Annotated in this window: 14 protein-coding genes, 1 tRNA gene, 1 other RNA gene and 2 pseudogenes; 8 read left to right on the top strand and 10 right to left on the bottom strand. The window is 70.3% G+C overall.

The genetic code is table 11. The annotated features are described in order from the left end of the window. Positions 1 to 60: 60 nt before the first annotated feature. On the top strand, positions 61 to 648 hold the full coding sequence (locus tag ACFV18_RS27955; RefSeq protein WP_380487844.1) for a hypothetical protein: 588 nt from the start codon (positions 61 to 63) through the stop codon (positions 646 to 648). 193 nt (positions 649 to 841) lie between these two features. Here ACFV18_RS27955 and ACFV18_RS27950 read toward each other — a convergent pair whose 3' ends face one another. From ACFV18_RS27950 to ffs, 8 genes are all read right to left on the bottom strand, one after another. Beyond that, complete coding sequence (locus ACFV18_RS27950; protein ID WP_380487842.1) at positions 842 to 1,876, bottom strand: hypothetical protein; 1,035 nt, start codon at positions 1,874 to 1,876, stop codon at positions 842 to 844. Beyond that, positions 1,869 to 2,396 carry a SigE family RNA polymerase sigma factor gene (locus ACFV18_RS27945; RefSeq protein WP_157032412.1) on the bottom strand — a complete coding sequence of 176 codons (528 nt, stop codon included), beginning with the start codon at positions 2,394 to 2,396 and terminating at the stop codon, positions 1,869 to 1,871. The genes ACFV18_RS27950 and ACFV18_RS27945 overlap by 8 nt, the downstream gene beginning before the upstream one ends. 256 nt (positions 2,397 to 2,652) lie before the next feature. Next, the gene (locus ACFV18_RS27940) at positions 2,653 to 3,933 is read right to left on the bottom strand and encodes an aspartate kinase (protein WP_380487841.1); all 1,281 of its coding nucleotides are present in this window, start codon (positions 3,931 to 3,933) and stop codon (positions 2,653 to 2,655) included. Positions 3,934 to 4,170: 237 nt separating this feature from the next. Further along, on the bottom strand, positions 4,171 to 4,971 hold the full coding sequence (locus ACFV18_RS27935) for a DUF5063 domain-containing protein (protein ID WP_380487839.1): 801 nt from the start codon (positions 4,969 to 4,971) through the stop codon (positions 4,171 to 4,173). Next, a complete protein-coding gene (recR, locus tag ACFV18_RS27930; RefSeq protein ID WP_380487986.1) occupies positions 4,964 to 5,563 on the bottom strand; it encodes a recombination mediator RecR in 600 nt (199 codons plus the stop codon). The genes ACFV18_RS27935 and recR overlap by 8 nt, the downstream gene beginning before the upstream one ends. A gap of 293 nt (positions 5,564 to 5,856) precedes the next feature. Beyond that, positions 5,857 to 6,168, bottom strand: a complete 312-nt coding sequence (locus ACFV18_RS27925; RefSeq protein ID WP_380487984.1) for a YbaB/EbfC family nucleoid-associated protein — start codon at positions 6,166 to 6,168, stop codon at positions 5,857 to 5,859. A gap of 191 nt (positions 6,169 to 6,359) precedes the next feature. Beyond that, positions 6,360 to 8,501 (bottom strand): DNA polymerase III subunit gamma and tau, encoded by a 2,142-nt coding sequence (locus ACFV18_RS27920; protein WP_380487837.1) that lies wholly within the window; start codon positions 8,499 to 8,501, stop codon positions 6,360 to 6,362. 65 nt (positions 8,502 to 8,566) lie between these two features. Beyond that, an RNA gene (gene ffs / locus ACFV18_RS27915) (signal recognition particle sRNA small type) lies at positions 8,567 to 8,657 on the bottom strand. A 154-nt stretch (positions 8,658 to 8,811) separates the two neighbouring features. On the opposite strand from ffs, the gene ACFV18_RS27910 reads away from it, so the two are divergent. The 3 genes from ACFV18_RS27910 to ACFV18_RS27900 all read left to right on the top strand — a co-directional run bounded on the left by ACFV18_RS27910 (position 8,812) and on the right by ACFV18_RS27900 (position 10,387). Next, positions 8,812 to 8,899, top strand: a tRNA-Ser gene (locus ACFV18_RS27910). Between the two features lie 412 nt (positions 8,900 to 9,311). Then, positions 9,312 to 9,608, top strand: coding sequence for a hypothetical protein (locus tag ACFV18_RS27905; protein ID WP_380487835.1), 297 nt, complete (start codon positions 9,312 to 9,314; stop codon positions 9,606 to 9,608). Then, positions 9,605 to 10,387 (top strand): helix-turn-helix transcriptional regulator, encoded by a 783-nt coding sequence (locus ACFV18_RS27900; RefSeq protein WP_380487834.1) that lies wholly within the window; start codon positions 9,605 to 9,607, stop codon positions 10,385 to 10,387. The genes ACFV18_RS27905 and ACFV18_RS27900 overlap by 4 nt, the downstream gene beginning before the upstream one ends. A 246-nt stretch (positions 10,388 to 10,633) precedes the next feature. Here the strand turns inward: ACFV18_RS27900 and ACFV18_RS27895 are convergent. Next, positions 10,634 to 11,305 (bottom strand): annotated as a pseudogene (locus ACFV18_RS27895) (tyrosine-type recombinase/integrase); the annotation flags it as partial. Between ACFV18_RS27895 and ACFV18_RS27890 the strand changes: the two are divergent. Together ACFV18_RS27890 and ACFV18_RS27885 are read left to right on the top strand one after the other, a co-directional pair. Then, a pseudogene (locus ACFV18_RS27890) lies at positions 11,302 to 11,652 on the top strand (NUDIX hydrolase); the annotation flags it as partial. The pseudogenes ACFV18_RS27895 and ACFV18_RS27890 sit on opposite strands and share 4 nt — an antisense overlap. Further along, positions 11,645 to 12,058 (top strand): NUDIX hydrolase, encoded by a 414-nt coding sequence (locus tag ACFV18_RS27885; RefSeq protein ID WP_380487833.1) that lies wholly within the window; start codon positions 11,645 to 11,647, stop codon positions 12,056 to 12,058. The pseudogene ACFV18_RS27890 and the gene ACFV18_RS27885, both read left to right, overlap by 8 nt. Before the next feature lie 50 nt (positions 12,059 to 12,108). On the opposite strand, the gene ACFV18_RS27880 is transcribed toward ACFV18_RS27885, so the two are convergent. Then, positions 12,109 to 13,254 (bottom strand): hypothetical protein, encoded by a 1,146-nt coding sequence (locus ACFV18_RS27880; protein ID WP_380487831.1) that lies wholly within the window; start codon positions 13,252 to 13,254, stop codon positions 12,109 to 12,111. Between the two features lie 116 nt (positions 13,255 to 13,370). On the opposite strand from ACFV18_RS27880, the gene ACFV18_RS27875 reads away from it, so the two are divergent. Both ACFV18_RS27875 and ACFV18_RS27870 read left to right on the top strand, forming a co-directional pair. Then, positions 13,371 to 13,886, top strand: a complete 516-nt coding sequence (locus tag ACFV18_RS27875; RefSeq protein WP_380487830.1) for a very short patch repair endonuclease — start codon at positions 13,371 to 13,373, stop codon at positions 13,884 to 13,886. A gap of 234 nt (positions 13,887 to 14,120) precedes the next feature. Continuing rightward, positions 14,121 to 14,615 (top strand): hypothetical protein, encoded by a 495-nt coding sequence (locus ACFV18_RS27870; RefSeq protein WP_380487828.1) that lies wholly within the window; start codon positions 14,121 to 14,123, stop codon positions 14,613 to 14,615. Positions 14,616 to 15,077: the final 462 nt, after the last annotated feature.

Genomic DNA, 15,077 nt, shown 5'->3' with positions numbered 1-15,077 from the left:
CCTGATGGACGATCAGCGGACGAGGTACAAATACGACATAACGACCGGAGGAGTTGTACCATGCCCGCTTCAGCGCCGCCCTTCGACCGGCTCGACCGACTCGACCTGCCCGTCCTCGCCCAGCACCTGGGCCTGGTCGAGGAGATCGAGCAGTACCTGGCCGGACTCCCCGCCCCCGACCGGCTGCCCCTGCTGCCACTGCCCGCACCACCGCTGGTGGAGCCCGGCTGCGACGGCGGACCGTACGGGTCCGTCCAGCAGCCGTGGAACTTCGGGTACCCGCTGCCGCGCCGCGCCCTGCTGGACCGGCTGGTCCGCCGCCCCGCCCGCCCGGTGGCGGTCACCGTCGCCGGGCACCTGCGGCTGACCTCCCGCTACCTCGCCGAGGCGGGCTGGATCCAGGGCGCGATGTGGGACGCGGCCGGCCGGGTCTGCCTGCTCGGCGCGCAGACCGCCGTCCTCGCGCACGGCTACGGCACCGCGTACACGGTGCGCCGGGCCCGCACCCAGGTCATGGAGGTCCTGCACGCCACCGGCCGCCCGGCCCCCTCCCCCGACGCCTGGAACGACCGCCCGGGCCGCCGCCAGGCCGAGGTGCACGCCCTGCTGCTGCGCGCCGAGACCCGCGCCGAGTCGCTGGGCATCTGACGCCCGGCAGCAGATCCGGGCGGCGCCCGCCGGCAGTGCCGACGCTGCCGCGGTGGACGAGCCGGGCTCCGCGGCGCAGACGACCGGCTGGAGCCCGGGGGGTCCGGCTCGCCCTCCCCCAGGTGCGGCAGCAGCGTGCGGCCGCCCGCCGGCACCTCGTGGTGCTGCCGGCCCGGCAGGCCTGGGCGGGCCGTCAGGGAGCGGGGCTCTGGGAGGGGGACGGGCCGTCGGTGGCGGGGGCCGGTTCGGGGGCCGTGTGGTAGACGGTGCCGCCGCAGCCCGCGGGGAGGACCGTGGTGGCGGCGAAGGCGGTGGCCGCGTCGGGGGTGTAGCCGAGCCGGAAGATGTCGTTCGCCGACTTGCGGCCGACCTGGACGGCGCCGGAGTACCCACCGGTGGGGCTGGGGTCGGCCGCGGGGGTGCCGCCGGCCGGGGTGTCGCTGCCGGGCACTTCGGCGCTGCTGGGGGTGGAGCTGGGCTGCGGGCCGCTGGGGGTGGGCGAGGTGGTGGCGCAGCGGGTGGGCACCCAGGCGAACCGGACCAGATAGGAGCCGCCGGGTGCGAGCAGCAGTTCGCGGGGCAGCCCGGCCGGGTCGGGCAGCGCCTCGGCCGGGTCGCCGACGGTGTGGGCGAGCAGGCGGACGCCGGTGGTGCCGGGGTCGACGTCGACGGCGCCCGGGCCGGTGATCCGGCACGGGTGGTCGGCGGTGTTGGTGAGCCGGAACCAGCCGTAGATCCGGCCGTCGGCCGTGGCGGTGGCGGTCTTCTGGGACTCGCCCCGGCCGAGGTCGGCACGGCCGCACAGCGGCGTGGCGGCGGGCGAGCCGCCCGGGCTGCTGTCGGCGCTCGGGTCGGCGGTGGTTCCGGGGCCGGTGCCGTCGGCCCCGGCGGCGGTCGCGGTGGCGGGGCTGTGCGCGCGGCCGGGGGCGGCCACCGAGTGGTCCGGGGCGGCGGTGGCGCCGGGCGCGGCCTGGCCGCCGGTGGGGTCGCCGGACAGGTGGAACGGCTGGGCGGCGTGCACCACGGGCAGCCCGGCGACGGCGGCGGCCAGCACGGCGGCGCCGCCCCAGGCGCGCCGCCGGGCGGCCCGGCGGCGGGGGACGGCGGCGCGCAGCCTGGGCAGCGCCCCGGGTTCGGGCTGGACACCGGCGACGGCGCGGTGCAGCCGGTCCCGGAGCTGGTCCTCGGTCAGTTCGCGGGGCGGGTGCGGCCGGTGCGGGTCAGTCATCGCCGGTCTCCAGCCGCACCCGCAGGGCGGCCAGTCCGCGCGAGCCGTAGGCCTTGACCGAGCCGATGGAGATGCCGAGCACCTCCGCGACCTGCGCCTCCGTCAGGTCGGCGTAGTAGCGCAGCACCAGCACCTCCCGCTGACGGCGTTGCAACCCCCGTAGCGCGGCCTTCAGTTCATCGCGCTCCAGCGCATCGTATGCCCCCTCTTCTGCACTGGCCATGTCAGGCATGGGCTTGGGCAGCAGGCGCAGGCCGAGCAGTCGGCGTCGCAGCGTGGAGCGGGACAGGTTGACCACGGTCTGCCGCAGGTACGCCAGGGTCTTCTCGGGATCGCGGACCCGGCGCCGGGCGGCGTGCACCCGGATGAACGCCTCCTGCACGACGTCCTCGCAGGAGGACAGGTCGTCCAGCAGAAGTGCGGCGAGCCGCAGCAGGGAACGGTAGTGGGCCCGGTAGGTGTCGGTGAGCTGGTCGACGCTGGCCCCGGTCGCGTCCGCTGCCGCCGCAGCAAAGCCCATCCGACTACCGGCCCGCCGGGCCGCCCCGGGCAGGGTGATCGCCACCACCGCCCCTGTCACGTTCATCACGCTGGTTGGACACCCGATCCCCTGTCCTGGTTGCCCCGCGCCGGGGGAGTTCTTCCGCAGAGAGGGAATCCCCCTCCGGAACACATCGCTCCGAAGGGGGATTCTGGCAGACCCGGCGGACGGTCAGGGTCCGCTTCACCCGTCCCGCACACAACCTCTGCGCTGTGCACGGCCTCGGGTGCGGGGTTCAGCGGCCGGTGCCGCCGTAGACGACCGCCTCGTCGCCGGAGCTGTCCAGCCCGAAGGCGGTGTGCACGGCGCGGACCGCCTCCGGCACGTCCTCGGCGCGGGTGACCACCGAGATCCGGATCTCGGAGGTGGAGATCAGCTCGATGTTCACGCCCGCCTCGGACAGCGCCTCGAAGAAGGTCGCGGTGACGCCCGGGTTGGAACGCATGCCGGCGCCGACCAGCGAGATCTTGCCGATCGCGTCGTCGTAGCGCAGCGACTCGTAGCCGATGCCCGCCTTGACCCGGTTCAGCGCGTCGATGGCCTTCTGGCCCTCGGTGCTGGGCAGGGTGAAGGAGATGTCGGTGAGGCCGGTGGCGGCGGCGGAGACGTTCTGCACCACCATGTCGATGTTGACCTCGGCGTCGGCGATGGCGCGGAAGATCCGTGCCGCCTCGCCCGGCTTGTCCGGCACGCCGACGACGGTGACCTTGGCCTCCGACGTGTCGTGGGCGACTCCGGAGATGATGGCCTGCTCCATCTCGCCCCCTTCGGGCTGGTTCGGGTTGGTGGCGCTGACGATGGTCCCCGGCAGGCCGGAGAACGACGATCGTACGTGAATGGGGATGTTGTAGCGCCGCGCGTACTCCACACAGCGGTCGAGCAGCACCTTGGTACCGGACGAGGCCAGCTCCAGCATGTCCTCGAAGGCGATCCAGTCGATCTTGCGGGCCTTCTTGACCACCCGCGGGTCGGCGGTGAAGACGCCGTCCACGTCGGTGTAGATCTCGCACACCTCGGCGCCCAGCGCGGCCGCCAGCGCCACCGCGGTGGTGTCGGAGCCGCCGCGGCCCAGCGTGGTGATGTCCTTGGAGACCTGCGAAACGCCCTGGAAACCGGCCACGATCGCGACGTTGCCCTCGTCGAGGGCGTTGCGGATCCGGCCCGGCGTCACGTCGATGATCCGCGCCTTGTTGTGCGTCGCATCGGTGATCACACCGGCCTGGCTGCCGGTGAACGACTGGGCGTCGAAGCCCAGCGTCTTGATCGCCATCGCCAGCAGCGCCATGGAGATGCGCTCTCCGGCGGTCAGCAGCATGTCGAACTCACGGCCGGACGGAATAGGCGTCACCTGTTCCGCGAGTTCGATGAGCTCGTCCGTGGTGTCACCCATCGCGGAGACCACGACGACGACCTCATGGCCGGCCTTCCGGGTGTCCACGATTCGGCGGGCGACGCGCTTGATGCCTTCGGCATCCGCGACGGATGAGCCGCCGTACTTCTGCACGACAAGGCCCACGGGGGCTCCTCGACTTGGGGTGTTGGGTCACCGTCAGTCTAACGAGCAGGGATGTTCCGGCCGACGACTTCCACATGGTGAGATGTGAATATCGAAATCTGATCACCGCGGACTGTCAGGTCTGCGGGCCCCGGCGACCCGCCCCGAAGAATCGCCGCCCGCACACCACCCCGGTACCGGAATCTTCGCCTCCGGCGCGCGGGTGACGGATGCGTCACACTCCCCCGCGATTCGCCCTCAGAGCCCGAGCTCGGCCGCCATCAGGTCGCCCGCCTGCTGCTCCAGCTGCTCGTCCGTCAACCCGTCGTCGTCGGTGTCCGCCCCGTCCGGCACCGCGCCCAGCGGCGAGTCCAGCCGCACGTGCGCGATCAGCGACTGCAGGGCGCGCAGCACCGCCGTACAGGTCGAGCCCCAGTTGGACAGGTACGAGAACTGCCACCACCACAGCGCCTCCGACACCCGGCCCTCGCGGTAGTGCGTCAGGCCGTGGCTCAGCTCGCTGACCACCCCCGCCAGGTCGTCCGAGATCCGGAACGCGCTCGGCTTCTCCGGCGGGCCGTACGGGTCGAACACCTCGTGGTAGACGTCGATCGGCGCCAGCAGCTCGGCGAGCCGCTCGCGCAGCTCCACCCCGTCCGGCTCCGGGCCGGCGTCCGGCTCGAAGCGGTCCTCGGGCAGCACGTCCTCGATCGCGCCCAGCCGGCCGCCCGCCAGCAGCAGCTGCGACACCTCCAGCAGCAGCAGCGAGATCGCGCTGCCCGGCTCGTCGCCCTTGGCGACCTCGGTGACGGCCAGCACGAAGCTCTCCACCGAGTCCGCGATCTGCACCGCGAAGTCGTCCGGAGCCTCGGTGCGGCCCAGCAGCGCGGCCGGGTCCGAGGGGTGAGGCCGGTCGGCGGTGTCGTGGGGGGACGCGCTGTTGTAGGGCGCGCTGGTGTGGAGCGCGCTGCTGTAGGACGCGCTTTCGGTGCCGCGGTGGGCGGCGTCGGCGCGGTGGGCGGCGTCGGTCCGGTGAGCGGTGTCGGTTCGGTCAGACATCGAGCAGTCGTCTCCCTTCGAACGCCCGGCCGAGGGTGACCTCGTCGGCGTACTCCAAGTCCCCGCCGACGGGCAGTCCGCTCGCCAGCCGGGTGACCTTGAGGCCCATCGGCTTGCACAGCCGGGCCAGGTAGGTCGCGGTCGCCTCCCCCTCCAGATTGGGGTCGGTGGCCAGGATCAGCTCGGTGACCGTGCCGTCCGCGAGCCTGGTCATCAGCTCACGGATCCGCAGATCGTCCGGGCCGACCCCCTCGATCGGGCTGATCGCCCCGCCCAGCACGTGGTAGCGGCCGCGGAACTCGCGCGTCCGCTCGATCGCCACCACGTCCTTGGGCTCCTCCACCACGCAGATCACCGCGAGGTCGCGGCGCGGATCCAGGCAGACCCGGCACTGCTCGGACTCCGCGACGTTGCCGCAGACCACGCAGAACCGCACCTTCTCCTTCACCTGCTGCAGCGCGTACGCCAGCCTGCGCACGTCCGTCGGATCGGCCTGCAGGATGTGGAAGGCGATCCGTTGGGCGCTCTTCGGACCGACTCCGGGCAGCCTGCCCAGCTCGTCGATCAGGTCCTGCACCACGCCCTCGTACACCGCCACGCCTTCCTTCGACCAGGGTTCGCACTCCGGTGCCATCATCCAACGAATCGGGCGCCGGACACACCGCCCGACGCCCTACTGGCTCATAAATCACACAACTCACTGCCAGTGAAGCTGCCAGTGAAGCGTGCAGGAACCGCCGGGCGCTGCACGGTGCTGCTCGGGGCTACGCGCCGCAGTGCTGCGGCGGCAGTGCCGCGGTGCTGCGGCGCAGTGCCGCAATGCTGCGGCGGCAGTGCCGCGTGCGGTTCGGTTGCTGTGCGTGGTTCAGAGCGGTTCAGCGCGGTTCAGAACGGGAGGCCGGGGATGCCGCCGCCCAGGCCCTGGGTGAGCGGGCCCATCCGCTCCGCCTGGAGCTTCTGCGCCGCCGCGTTGGCGTCCCGCACCGCGGCCAGCACCAGGTCGCCCAGGGTCTCGGTGTCCTCCGGGTCGACCGCCTCCGGGGAGATCGTCACCGACGTCAGCTCGCCGGCGCCCGTGACCGTCACCTCCACCAGACCGCCGCCCGCCGAACCGCGGACCACGGTCTCGGCGAGCTCCTTCTGAGCCCGGCCGAGCTCTTCCTGCATCTTCTGCGCCTGCTTCAGCAACTGCTGCATGTTCGGCTGGCCACCAGGGAACACGGCACTCTCCTCGATCCATCGGCACTCACACGGCCGACGCGAACCACCACGAGCACCCGCGCCGACACCTGCCCCCGAGCCTACGCGGCCGCTCGTCGGCCCCACGTCAGTTCCGGGACCCCGCGCAGGCCCGGGCAGCTCCGAAGGCCCGCGCTGCCTGCGGCGGCTCAGCCCGGACGGTGGTGGATCTCCTCCAGCACCGTCGCCCCCAGCTCCCGGACGATCAGCTCCTGCGCGGAGAACGCGTCCTCGTTCAGGTCCGGGTCGTCCTCCTCCGGGATGTCGTCCTCCGGCGCCACCGCGGGGGGCGCCTGCACCGGCGGGGCGGCCGGGGGCTGCTGGACGGGCGGTGCGGCGGACGGCCTCGGGGCCTGGACCTGGGCCTGCGGGGCGGACGGGGGCTGCTGCGCGGGCGGTGCGACCGGAGCGGGCGCGGCCGACTGCGGGGCGTGCGCCTGAGTCCCGCCCCAGCCACCGCCGGGCGGCACGACCGGCGCGGCCGGGGCCGGGGCCGTCGGAGCCGCCGGGGGCGCGTACGAGGCGGCGGGCTGGCCGGACGGCGAGGACGTGCCACCCGACGGGTCGATGATGCAGTCCACCCGCCAGTCCACGCCCAGCGCGTCCGTCAGCGCCTGCCGCAGCACCTCGTCGCTGTGGCTGCCGACGAAGCTGTCCCGGGCGCCCGCGTTCACGAACGACACCTGCAGCGTGCTGCCGTCGAAGCCCGCCACCTGGCCGTTCTGGCTGAGCAGGATCCAGGTGAACCGGCGGCGGTTCTTCACCGCCTCCAGGATCTGCGGCCACATCTGCCGGATCTGCGCCGCGCCCTGCTGCGCGGCCACGGAGGGCTGGGCGGCGGACGGCTGCGGCGCGTGAGCCTGCGGCTGCGGTGCCGGGGCCTGCGGCTGCGGAGCCTGTGGGGCCTGCGACTGCGGGGCCGGGGCGGGCGGCGGGGTCTGGTCCGCCGGGGGGAAGCTGCGGGCGATCGGCCAGGCGCCCGGGGCCGGGCCCGACGGCGCGGGGGCCGGGGCCGGGGCCGGCACGGGCGCGGGCGCCGGGGCTTGGGCCTGCGGCTGCGGAGCCGGGGCCTGCTGCACGGGCGCCTCCACCGGCGCGGGCTGGAACGCCATCGGCGCGGCGAAGCCGCCGGTGGCGGCCCGGCGCTCCAGCTTGTCCAGCCGGGCCTGCGTCGACAGCTCGTCCCCGTACGCGCCGGGCAGCATCACCCGGGCGCAGATCAGCTCCAGCTGCAGCCGGGGGGCGGCGTTGCCGCGCATCTCGGTCAGGCCGGTGTTGACCAGGTCCGCGGCGCGGCTCAGCTCGGCCCGGCCGAAGCGGTCGGCCTGCGCCTGCATCACCGCGACCCGGTCGGCCGGGGCGTCGATCAGGCCCTTCTCCCCCGCGTCCGGCACGGTGGCCAGGATCACCAGGTCGCGCAGCCGCTCCAGCAGGTCCGTGACGAAACGCCGCGGGTCGTGCCCGCCCTCGACCACCCGGTCGACCACCTGGAACACCGTCGCGCCGTCCTGCGCCGCGAACGCGTCCACCACCTCGTCCAGCAGCGAGGAATCGGTGTACCCCAGGAGCGCGGTGGCCATCTGGTACGTCACGCCGGCCTCACCGGCACCCGCCAGCAGCTGGTCCATCACCGACATCGAGTCACGCACCGACCCGGCGCCGGCCCGCACCACCAGCGGGAACACCGAATCCTCCACCTGGATGCCCTCACGGCCGCACACCTGCGCCAGGTAGTCGCGCAGCGTGCCCGGGGGAACCAGCCGGAACGGGTAGTGGTGGGTGCGGGACCGGATCGTCCCGATCACCTTCTCCGGCTCGGTGGTGGCGAAGATGAACTTCAGGTGCTCCGGCGGCTCCTCCACCACCTTCAGCAGCGCGTTGAAACCGGCCGAGGTCACCATGTGCGCCTCGTCCAGGATGAAAATCTTGTAGCGACTGTGCACCGGCGCGAAGAACGCCCGCTCCCGCAGCTCACGCGCATCGTCCACACCACCGTGCGACGCCGCGTCGATCTCGATCACATCGATCGAACCCGGCCCGCCGGTCGCCAGGTCGCGACACGACTGGCACTCCCCGCACGGCTCCGGGGTCGGCCCCTGCTCACAGTTCAGGCAGCGGGCCAGGATGCGGGCACTGGTCGTCTTTCCACACCCGCGCGGCCCGCTGAACAGGTACGCGTGGTTGACCCGGTTGTTACGCAGGGCCTGCTGGAGCGGGACGGTCACGTGCTCCTGCCCGATGACCTCCGCGAAGGTCTCGGGGCGGTAGCGGCGGTACAGGGCTAGGGACACGCCACCGACGATATCGGGACCAACCGACAAACGTGGCCCCCCACCACCACCGACCCCGGAAACGCAAGGACCCCTCGCGTACCCGCCAGAGCCCTCCTACCCTTGCTGCCTTCCGGCCCTGGGGGGGTTCAGAGAGATGACGCCACACGAGGGGCTGCCCCCAAGAGTAGCGGATCCCGGCCCCCACTCCCCCCACCCACTCCAATCCCACCCCGATCCCACCCCGATCTCCGATCCGCAGGCCACCCCCGCCACCCACCTGCGAGACCGTGGTCGCAACCACCCCTCGACATGTACTAAGCTCTCCCACGGAGGATTCGCCTAGAGGCCTAGGGCGCACGCTTGGAAAGCGTGTTGGGGGCAACCCCTCACGAGTTCGAATCTCGTATCCTCCGCCATGGCTTACAGCCATAACGTAGGCCCCGACCGTTCAGCGGTCGGGGCCTACGTCGTGTCGTGGTCTCAGTTGCGTTACCCAGGGTCGCAGCCGCCCTGTCGCCAGAAGACGCCGGTCGCAGTCGGCGTTCCGATCGGATGCAAGAGGCGCAAATCTCCAACAGCAACGGACCTGTCAGGAGAACCAGCCACGTCGTAGGCTGCGCTCGTCGAAGCGCCGCCTTGCACATCAGGGCGACATGCGGCGAACCATGCATCGTTCAGAGGGGTCGGCGCGGGATGGCCAGGAACCGAGGCTTAGCTGGAGGGGCCGGAACAGCCGGTGGAGTTGGCCATGAAGGCCGTTTCCTGGCAGGGGCTGCAGCACATATGTTGACCGAGACGCCCCTGCCAGCCTGGGCGTCAGGTTGCCAAGTGCTGACCGTGGGAGGCCAGACGAACCGGCCCGTCGACGACCTTGGCATCTTCACAGACGTCGGCTGGGTCATAGTTCAGGCCAAGAAGGGCCTGAACCTGAGCACCACACCCAATGGCCCTCTGGGCAAGGCGCTAGGCCAGCTCGTGCAGACCGCCCGCCTCGGGAGTCCCGACCGGCCGCACACGGACGCGCTCAGACCTGCGGCCGCTGACCGCCACCTGGTGATCATCGCGACTGACGAATGCGCCTCCTCCACGATCACCTCGGCACTGTCCCCGCTGGTCGCCTGGTGAAAAAGCTGGCTATGGGAGGGCCGCTGGCCGAGCTTAGGGCCAAGCTGGGCCTGACTCAGACGCAGTTGGCCATGGAGGCCGGAGCCAGTATCTCCGCGGTCCAGAGCGCCGAGCTAGGAACCGCCCGGGACATCGCCGAACCGATTCTGGAGTGGGCCGATCTCCTGGGCATCGACAGCCTCGGCCTCAGCCGCCGTTATCGGGAATGGAAGAAGGGCATAGATCGAGGTGGAGCCCTTCACAGAAACGCCGCTGAGGTACTCAATCGCGTCTTCTTCGGAAGGCGCGAGTCTACGGTGATCAAACAACTCCGAACGCAGGCGGCCGGCGTCGTCTTCTGCTCGTGCAGGAAACGTGCGGGCATGACTTCCACCGAGGTAGCCCGGGCGCTGGGTATAACGGCCTATACCTTTCGGGCCTGGGAGTCCGGGAAGAGCTCACCGTCGGTCGACCGCGCCCTCGCCGCCTCCGGATGGGACCACGCGTATCTCTTCACCAGCGCAACCCCGATAGCACCGGTACATCGGAAGCCTGCTTCGAGGCCCGCACCTCCGCCCGCCAAGCCGCAGCCGTCTCTCCACCACTGCCGACACCATAATGCTCGTGCGCGCCCTGGGGTCGAGCCCTGCCTTCCTTGCCAGCCCGACGCCCGGTACCGGGCGACCAGTCTGGACGGCACGGTGAGGGGGTACGCCACGGACTGCGCGGTCAAGGCAGCCAATGACGCGTACTTCGCCGAACGCCACACCGGCCGGACCTTCGCCGTCGAGAAGGTGTGAGCAGCGCGGCGACGATCCGCAGTGGTCCGTATCCGGAAGCGAACATCGTTGAGAAAACCTCGCTGAGCAGCAGGCAGGGCCCTCGCACCAACCACGGCACAGCTCGCGCATGCCGACCAAAGCACCAGCGACGAAGGCAGAACTGAGGCAAACCGCGCCGCTCATGAGCCTGAGACGTCGTCGACCGAGTGATGGAACGGCCCGCTCTACAGGCCGTCCCATCACCATGTCCCAGCGCGCCCTACATCACTCTGCGCTCCCCGTATCGGCCTCGTCGCCTGCGATGCCCCAGAGCAGCCCGCCGATCTTCTGGCCGACGTCGTGCAGCATCGGGTCGGTGACGTGCTGGTAGCGCTTGGCCATCGAGGCCGAGGACCAGCCCATGATCGCCATGACGATCCGCTCGGGGCCACCGAGCAGGAGGAGGACGGTCGAGGCGGTGTGGCGGGCGTCGTGGAGGCGGCCATCACGGATGTTGGCCTCGCACAGGAGGCGCTTCCAGCGGTGGTAGTCGGTGCTGGGGTTGAGGGGCTGGCCGGTCTCGTCGGTGAAGACGTAGCCCTTCTCCGTCCAGAGGTCGCGGGCGAGGGCGCGCTCGCGGTCCTGTTCCTCCTGGTGGTGGCGGAGGACGACGGCGAGCGGTTCGGGCAGCGGGACCGGGCGGCGGCCGGCGCGGGACTTGGTGTCCTTGGTCTCGCGGCGGACGGCCACCTTCTGCGGGCAGAAGCCGGGCTTCCGCCCGCAGCGGTCGCCGCAGCCGTGCGCGTACTTGGGCCGGAGGCGGCCTCGTCGGACCCAGGCGATGCCGCGGTCGAAGTCGATGTCCTTCCACTGGAGCCCGAGTACCTCGCCCTGTCGCAGGCCGAGCGCGAGGGCAAAGATCCAGCGGGCGGAGTTCCGGCCCGCCAGCGCAGTTGCTCGTCTGCCGCCGGGACGACGAATCGGCCGGCATCCGCTGGCAGTTCCCAGCGGGCGTCGTGAAGCCGGGCAGCAACCCGTCCTCGGTGGCCGTGCGCGAAACGCTCGCCGAGACCGGTGTCCACTGCGCGGTCCGCGAAGACCTCGGCGGCCGCCTCCACCCGACCACCGGGGTGTGGTGCCAGTACTACCTCACCGAGTACCTGGCCGGTGAGGCCCGCAACCAGGACGCGATCGAGAACGCCGACGTGATGTGGGTTCCGCGAAACGCCGTGACCCGGTTCATCCCCGTCGATACGCTCTTCCCGCCGATCCTGGCCGCCCTGGAGAAGCCGCAGAATGACTGAGCCGACCAGCAGCACGAAGCCGGGCATCGCCGCAGCCGTCGTGGTCCAGGACGGCCGCGTCCTGATGGTCCAGCGCCGTGTCGCCGAGGGCGAGCTGTCCTGGCAGTTCCCGGCCTGCGAGCTCGAGGCAGGTGAGACGCCCGAAGCGGCTGCCGTCCGCGAGACCGCCGAGGAGGTTGGCCTGACGGTGAAGGCCGTAGGGCTCCTGGGCGAGCGCCTGCACCCGAAGACCGGCCGACAGATGTCGTACACCGCCTGCGAAGTGGTGAGCGGCACTGCGACCGTGGTCGACACCGAAGAGCTGGCGGAACTCGCGTGGGTGACGCACGACCGGATCGCCCGGTTCGTTCCCTACGGCCTGTTCGAACCCGTTCAGGCATACCTGGATGCCGAACTCTCGTCCTGACGGAATCGCACCACGCCGCATGCACCGCCTCGTCAGTCATGGAAAGTCGGCTAACTGCGCGGGAACGGCGCCCCGACCGGCCAGTGGTCGGGTAGCTCAAGAGCTGAGCTGACGGGACTCTCCGCAGGCACGCGGGCGACCTCCGTCCCGACCAGCGATGCAGCCTCCCAAGTCGGGAGGACAGGTGCCGGCATCGATTCCGGGTGAGGGCTTCGCCAAAGGACGGGAGTCCTTCTGGCCCAGTTCCAAGGCCCTGGATTATCGACTACGAGAACGCCGCTGACGCGACTATGAGGATGCCCTTCCGGAACGCCCCAATAGCCTCCCGAAGCGCGACCGGAAGCTCTTCCATTCAAGGCTCCGTACAGCGCAGCTTCGGTTTCCGAATCTTCCGGGAAGACGACCTCATTGCCGACAGCGACGATGAATGGAAGGTTCATTTCCCCGTATTTTCCTCCCTTCCTCCTGACTGCCTCCAGCACCAGGTTCAAATCTTCGTCGAGCCACACCGAGGCGTGAACGCCGATGGTCCTGGCCGTTGGATCACCTCGTCTATCAGGACTGCGAGGAATCGCATCGAACGTGACGCGCCAACCGGACTCTTGCCATACGTGCCGGGGCAGTGGAACTCCGCGCTCCCGCGCAGCGACGACCCGGTCCGGGTCCAACCCGTCGAGCCACTTCGCGAGCTCGGCCTTCAGCTTCCTCTGCGGGGGTGTGGCCAGCCCTGCCACGTCGAGCTGGTAGGCGACGAAGAAGTTCGGGCTGGGGACACGATCGATGGCATCGACCAACTGAGGCGGCATTCGGCCAGGCTCCCCGCCCCCTACTCGCTGAGCTGTCCAGATCGCCTCAAGCACGAACTGCGTCTCACCGTACGTTACCAAAAAGTCGGGATATTTCCCCCGCGCGCCTACCTGCTGCTCGATCTGCACAGTGCAACCGGATCCGATCAGCATCTCATGCAGATACAGCTCCCAGAGCGCGGAATGTACATTGGCATCCGAGTTTCGGTCCACCAGTCGACTCATCAGGCCGGGCCGCACATGGTCGGGAAAGTGCGCCCACCACTCGTTGACCACGTCGCGAATTTGATCCCAAAATGGACCGGAAATCCTGTTGAAGAAATCGGCACTCGACTCCATTTCGCGCTTCGGCGCAGGATCCGTCCGCCTCCGGTTGTCATACACGGCCATGGCAAGGGATTGTATGCCGCAGATCTGGCGGGTCCCACACAGTTTTCCTGCACGGCCGGCCCGTGGAGAACGCCAACTGGGAGTGACCAGGACGCTGAGCACCGGTTGTTCAGCGCATGGGAGACAGAGCCAACCGCCCCGACGCGCCACCGCCCCGCGATGCCGCCGCCCGTCGCGTGATGATCGCGCAGCGCAGTATCAACACCCGTCCCGAACTCGCGCTGCGGTGCGCGCTGCACTCGCTGGGGTTCCGGTACCGAGTGAACCTCCCACTGCCGGGATTGAGACGACGCCGTGCGGACCTCACGTTCACGCGCTGGCGCACTGCGGTGTTCGTCCAGGGCTGCTTCTGGCACGCCTGTCCCCAGCACCTGCACGCGCCGAAGCACAATGCCGAGTGGTGGTGGAACAAGCTCCAGCACAACGTCGGCCGAGACGCGGACACCGACGCTTACCTCGTCCGGCTGGGCTGGCTTCCGCTGAGGGTATGGGAGCACGAAGCCGTGGAGACTGCGGTGACCAAGGTGGTTGAGGTGCTCGCTCACCAAGGGCACCCACGGGCACAGGAGGTCCAGGAACGGAACCGCAGGCCCCTCTCCCCGCAGCCGGCCGGAAGAGCGGGGAGTGCCTGAGGTGGTTCCAGGGCGCTACGGCAGGCAAGGAGAGAGCCCAGCAGCCGCAGCAAAGACGCTGGCCTGAGCTTGTGGGGGACGGCCGATCCACCTGCTCCACGAGAGGGACCGGTAGAAGCAACGGGGGAAAGGGCCGTAACCTCGGCGCAGATCGCATTGGTTGGTGCGCCTATGAGGCTGACGATCTACGGCGCCCAGCCTTCTGCTCCAACCGGCCCACAGGAGAAAACACCGATGCAGCCGAGAAGTGCCGCTGCCGCTGGCACAGACTTCCCTTACACCAGCCGGACGACCTGCTACATCGAGATATCCGAAGACGGCACGGTCTCTCACGGCACCGACTCCGGAACCTACGAGCGGGCACGGAGCGGGAAGTCCACCCTCTACGCGGTCTGGCCGGGCGAGTGGAGCAGTCACCTGTTCGTCATCGACGATCTGGACGAGTACGCCCGTGCCCACGGGCTCGTCCACGACGAGAAGCGCACGGGGCTCGCCGATCACGAGCACACCGTTCGTTGGTCGCTGGACCCGAGCGAGACGAAGCCGCTCGGCTCGTACATCACGATCCGAGTCCACTTGGACTGCGGCTGCTCCATCCAGGACCTCGGCACCTTCGCCGGCCAGATGCGCGAGCAGCGGGGGTGGGACATCGCCACCACAGGCGGTTGGGGAGGGAGTTCCACCTCCGGGACCTACATGCGAGCCCGCCGCAAGAGCCTGGGCACCTGATCGGCAGCGAACCCGCCGTCCTTCTTCGACAGGACCCGTACTGGTCTCAGTTCTGGTCTCATTCAGCCCCGTCCGGGCAGGTTCAGCCGCCGCCCAACCGTGTGCTCAGCCGCAGGTCAGGACGGGTGTAAACCCCGGTGGACAGTGCTGAGGAGAATTGGAAAGCGTGTTGGGGGCAACCCCTCACGAGTTCGAATCTCGTATCCTCCGCCTTCGCCCGCCAGGGCAAACGAAGGCCCCGACCACTCAGCGGTCGGGGCCTTCGTCGTCTCGTGGTTGCAGTTTTGGTTTGCAGTTCTCGTCTGCAGCCACGTTCTGGACTGCCCCATAGAACGTACGGTCGGCCTGCCGGGGCCTGACGCGGGTCCTCGAACCAACGCCTCGTTGAGCGCGGGTGACGCAGTCGGTGGCGCGGGCGGGGGTAGCGCCACCCCCACGCCCCCGCCCCCAACCCCGGCGCGT

Origin of the sequence: Kitasatospora sp. NPDC059673, from assembly GCF_042734215.1 — a bacterium.
In the GTDB taxonomy this organism is placed as follows: domain Bacteria; phylum Actinomycetota; class Actinomycetes; order Streptomycetales; family Streptomycetaceae; genus Kitasatospora.
The sequence above is the reverse complement of the archived record's forward strand: the minus strand, read 5'-3'. Positions and strand labels throughout refer to the sequence as shown.

Excerpts from the sequence above, each read along its gene's own strand:
- ACFV18_RS27955 (WP_380487844.1), top strand. The coding sequence starts at position 61 with ATGCCCGCTTCAGCGCCGCCCTTCGACCGGCTCGACCGACTCGACCTG.
- ACFV18_RS27950 (WP_380487842.1), bottom strand. The coding sequence starts at position 1,876 with ATGACTGACCCGCACCGGCCGCACCCGCCCCGCGAACTGACCGAGGAC.
- ACFV18_RS27945 (WP_157032412.1), bottom strand. The coding sequence starts at position 2,396 with ATGGGCTTTGCTGCGGCGGCAGCGGACGCGACCGGGGCCAGCGTCGAC.
- ACFV18_RS27935 (WP_380487839.1), bottom strand. The coding sequence starts at position 4,971 with ATGTCTGACCGAACCGACACCGCTCACCGGACCGACGCCGCCCACCGC.
- ACFV18_RS27925 (WP_380487984.1), bottom strand. The coding sequence starts at position 6,168 with ATGCAGCAGTTGCTGAAGCAGGCGCAGAAGATGCAGGAAGAGCTCGGC.
- ACFV18_RS27885 (WP_380487833.1), top strand. The coding sequence starts at position 11,645 with ATGACTGAGCCGACCAGCAGCACGAAGCCGGGCATCGCCGCAGCCGTC.
- ACFV18_RS27880 (WP_380487831.1), bottom strand. The coding sequence starts at position 13,254 with ATGGCCGTGTATGACAACCGGAGGCGGACGGATCCTGCGCCGAAGCGC.
- ACFV18_RS27875 (WP_380487830.1), top strand. The coding sequence starts at position 13,371 with ATGGGAGACAGAGCCAACCGCCCCGACGCGCCACCGCCCCGCGATGCC.
- ACFV18_RS27870 (WP_380487828.1), top strand. The coding sequence starts at position 14,121 with ATGCAGCCGAGAAGTGCCGCTGCCGCTGGCACAGACTTCCCTTACACC.